Raw genomic sequence first — 3,419 nt, forward strand, 5'->3', positions numbered from 1 at the left:
CACTCCTCCCCTCCCTCCCCCCCCCCCCTCTCCCCCCCCCCCCCCTCCCCCCTCCCCCCCCCCCCCCCCCCCCCCCCCCGACTGGCTGGACAGCGAGGGCGAACGCTGGATGTTCGTCGCCAAGACCATGCTGGCCGCCTTCTCGGCCCTGTGGCTGGCCTACCGCTTCGGCCTCGACTCGCCCAACTCGGCGATGGCCACCGTCTTCATCCTGGCGCTGCCCAGCAGCGGCATGGTGCTGGAAAAAAGCTTCTACCGCCTGCTCGGCACCCTGGTCGGCTGCGCCGGCGCGCTGCTGTTGATCGCCGCGTTCGCGCAGCACAGCGTGGCGCTGTTCCTCGGCTTGGCGCTGTGGGTCGGCCTGTGCACCAGCGGCGCGGCGATGTTCCGCAACGCCCAGTCGTACAGCTTCGTGCTGGCCGGTTACACCGCCTGCATGATCGCCATCCCGGCCATCGCCCAGCCGTCGCAGGTGTTCGCGCTGGCGGTGACGCGGGTGGCCGAAGTCGGCCTGGGTATCATCTGCTCGGCCGTCATCAACGACGCGCTGTTCCCGCGCCACCAGGGCGCCCAGGTAATGCGCACCGTGCAGGCGCGCTACGCCCGCCTGCTGGGTTTCTGCCACGAAGTGCTGGAGCGGCGCCTGGCGCCGGCCGAGGTCGAGCTGACCCACCTGCAGTTCGCCGCCGACATCGCCGCGCTGGAGTCGGGCCGCGCCGCCGCCTTCTTCGAGGCCGGCCGGGGGCGCGCCGACAGCCGCTGGCTGCACGCCTTCAACACCGCCTTCCTGGCCGCGCTGACCACCTTCTACACGCTGCACCGCCTGCTACACCGGCTGCGCCAGCAACCGGGCTCGCCGCTGCTGGCGCTGATCGAACCGCTGCACGCGCCATTGGCCGGCGCGCTGCGCGGCGCCACCACGCTGGCCAGCCTGGACGCGGCGGCGGCGCGGCAGCGCTCCGCGCTGGCGCTGGCGCGCGCGGCGCTGGAACGCGGCCGGCCCGACCGCGCGCAGCGCATCGCCTTCGACACCGCCGCCGAACTGCTGCAACGCTTCGCGCTGAACCTGCACGCCTTCCAGCAAGTCTACGACGGCCTGAGCGACACCGGCCGCCAGCAGCTCAGCGATCCGCTGGCCTACACGCCGAAGACGCCGCCGGCCATCGTCCTGGCCAGCGGCGCGCGCGCCGCGCTGACGCTGCTGCTGCTGGCGGCCGGCTGGTACTACCTGGCCTGGCCGTACGCCGGCACCACCATGCTGATGGCCACCATCTTCTGCGCGCTGGCCTCGTCGTCGCCGCGCCCGACCATGATGGTGCGGCAAATCCTCAGCGGCTTCGTGGTGGCGCTGCCGCTGTCGTTCGCCTGCCTGTTCTTCGTGCTGGTGCGGGCCGACGGCTACCCGATGCTGGTGCTGGCCATGCTGCCGCCGCTAATGCTGGGCAGCTACCTGAGCACCAACCCGAAACAGGCCGGCGTCGGCATCGGCATCAACCTGTTCGTCGCCACCGTGGTCACGCCCGCCAACCTGATGCGGCTGGACGGCGCCGCCTTCCTCAACAACGCGCTGGCGCTGCTGCTCGGCGTGGTGCTGGCCTACCTGATTTTCGCGCTGCTGCTGCCCGAGCACACGATGGGCAACCGGCGCCTCGTCGCCGGCGCGCTGTGGCGCGAAGCGCTGCGCACCTGCGAGGCCGGCCCGCGGCGCCTGAAGCACCGCTTCGACGGCCGCGTGCGCGACCTGCTGAACCAGCTCAACGCGGCCGCCGGCCCGGTCCCGGCCGAAGCCACCCGCGCCGTGCTGCGGCAAGGCCTGACGCTGCTGGAACTGGGCCATTCGGTGATCGAGATGCGCGCGCTGATCGCCTGCTCGCCGGCCAGCCCGGCCAGCGCCGCGCTGCAACACGGCGTCGCGCTGATCGCCGCCTACCTGCGCGCGCCCGAGCCGGCCAGTTGCCGCGCCGCGCTCGACGCGCTGCTGCTGGCCGGCGCGGCGGTGCGCCAGGCCCTGCCCGGCGCCGACGCGCAGCGCGCGGCCCGGCTGCGCACCGCGCTGGCCGACCTGCACTCGATTTACACCTCGCTACTCGACCAACCGCCACAGACCACCGAAGGAGCGCACCATGCCGCGTGAACTGGCCATTTTCGGCGTGCTGATTCCGACCCTGCTGCCGCTGTTCATCGCCGCGATGGCGCTGCAAATGCTGGCCGACCGGGGTCTTGGCAAACTCGGCCTGTACCGCCTGGCGTGGCACCCGTCGCTGGTGCGCCTGTCCTTGTTCGTCTGCATCCTCGGCGCGCTGGTGCTGCCGCTCTACACCTGAACCATGATCCCATCGAAGGAAACCGCCCCCATGCCAAGCAAGCTGCCCAACACCCTGATCCGCTACGCCATCACCCTGCTCTTGCTGGGCGCGGCCCTGTGGAGCGGCGCCGCCATGTGGCAGCGCTATATGGACTCGCCGTGGACCCGCGACGGCCGCGTCAAGGCCGACGTCGTCAACGTCGGCGCCGACGTCGCCGGCAGCGTCACCGAGGTGCTGGTGCGCGACAACCAACTGGTGCGGAAAGGCGCGCCGCTGTTCGTCGTCGACAAGGAACGCTACGTCAGCGCGCTAGCCCAGGCCGACGCCGTGCTGGCGGCGCAGAAAATCGAACAGGGCCGGCGCGGCAAGGAAGCCGGCCGGCGCGCCGGCCTGGACGCCAGCGTGGTCTCGACCGAAAGCCTGGAGACGGCGCAGTCCGCCGCCGCCGGCGCCACGGCGCAGTACCAGGCCGCGCTGGCGGCGCGCCAGCTGGCCCGGCTGAACCTGGAACGCACCGTGGTGCGGGCGCCGACAAACGGCTACGTGACCAATCTGAACGTCCACGCCGGCGACTTCGCCGCCGTCGGCGCGGCCAAGCTGGCGGTGATCGACCGGGCCTCGTTTTACGTCGTCGCCTACTTCGAGGAAACCAAGCTGGCGCGGCTGCGGGCGGGCGACCCGGTACGGATGGACATGATGAGCGGCGGCGCCATGCGCGGCCACATCGAGAGTATCGCGCACGGCATCACCGACCGCGACGCCGGCACCGGCCACGAGCTGCTGGCCGACGTCAACCCGACCTTCAACTGGGTCCGGCTGGCGCAGCGCGTGCCGGTGCGCATCCAGATCGACCAGCTGGCCCCGGGGCAGACGCTGGTGGTCGGCACCACCTGCACCGTCGTCGTCGGCGCCAGGGCGCCGGCGGTTTCGATAAAATCCAAGGCGTAAAACCTTACTCGTCACCGCCGACGGCCGCGCGCTGCTGGAGCGGGGGCGGCGCCGCGCCCGGCCCGCCGGTGAATTCGCGGGCGGCGCCCTTGGCCCCGGCCGCGCGCACGTGTGCCGGGACCGGTGGGGGGGGGAGAGGGGCGACGAGCAGTGAAACCACCCCCC

The 3,419-nt window shown here is 72.2% G+C and carries 3 protein-coding genes; all 3 read left to right on the top strand.

What is annotated here, in order from left to right:
• Positions 1-109 precede the first annotated feature (109 nt).
• The 3 genes from ACFDR9_RS27225 to ACFDR9_RS27235 are packed head-to-tail and all read left to right on the top strand — an operon-like array spanning position 110 to position 3,254.
• On the top strand, positions 110-2,134 hold the full coding sequence (locus tag ACFDR9_RS27225) for an FUSC family protein (RefSeq protein WP_409033012.1): 2,025 nt from the start codon (positions 110-112) through the stop codon (positions 2,132-2,134).
• A complete protein-coding gene (locus tag ACFDR9_RS27230; RefSeq protein WP_409033010.1) occupies positions 2,124-2,324 on the top strand; it encodes a DUF1656 domain-containing protein in 201 nt (66 codons plus the stop codon). The genes ACFDR9_RS27225 and ACFDR9_RS27230 overlap by 11 nt, the downstream gene beginning before the upstream one ends.
• Positions 2,325-2,354: 30 nt before the next feature.
• Positions 2,355-3,254, top strand: a complete 900-nt coding sequence (locus ACFDR9_RS27235; protein ID WP_409033011.1) for an efflux RND transporter periplasmic adaptor subunit — start codon at positions 2,355-2,357, stop codon at positions 3,252-3,254.
• Positions 3,255-3,419: the final 165 nt, after the last annotated feature.

Source organism: Janthinobacterium sp. CG_23.3, assembly GCF_046115965.1.
Classification (GTDB): Bacteria; Pseudomonadota; Gammaproteobacteria; order Burkholderiales; family Burkholderiaceae_D; genus Janthinobacterium.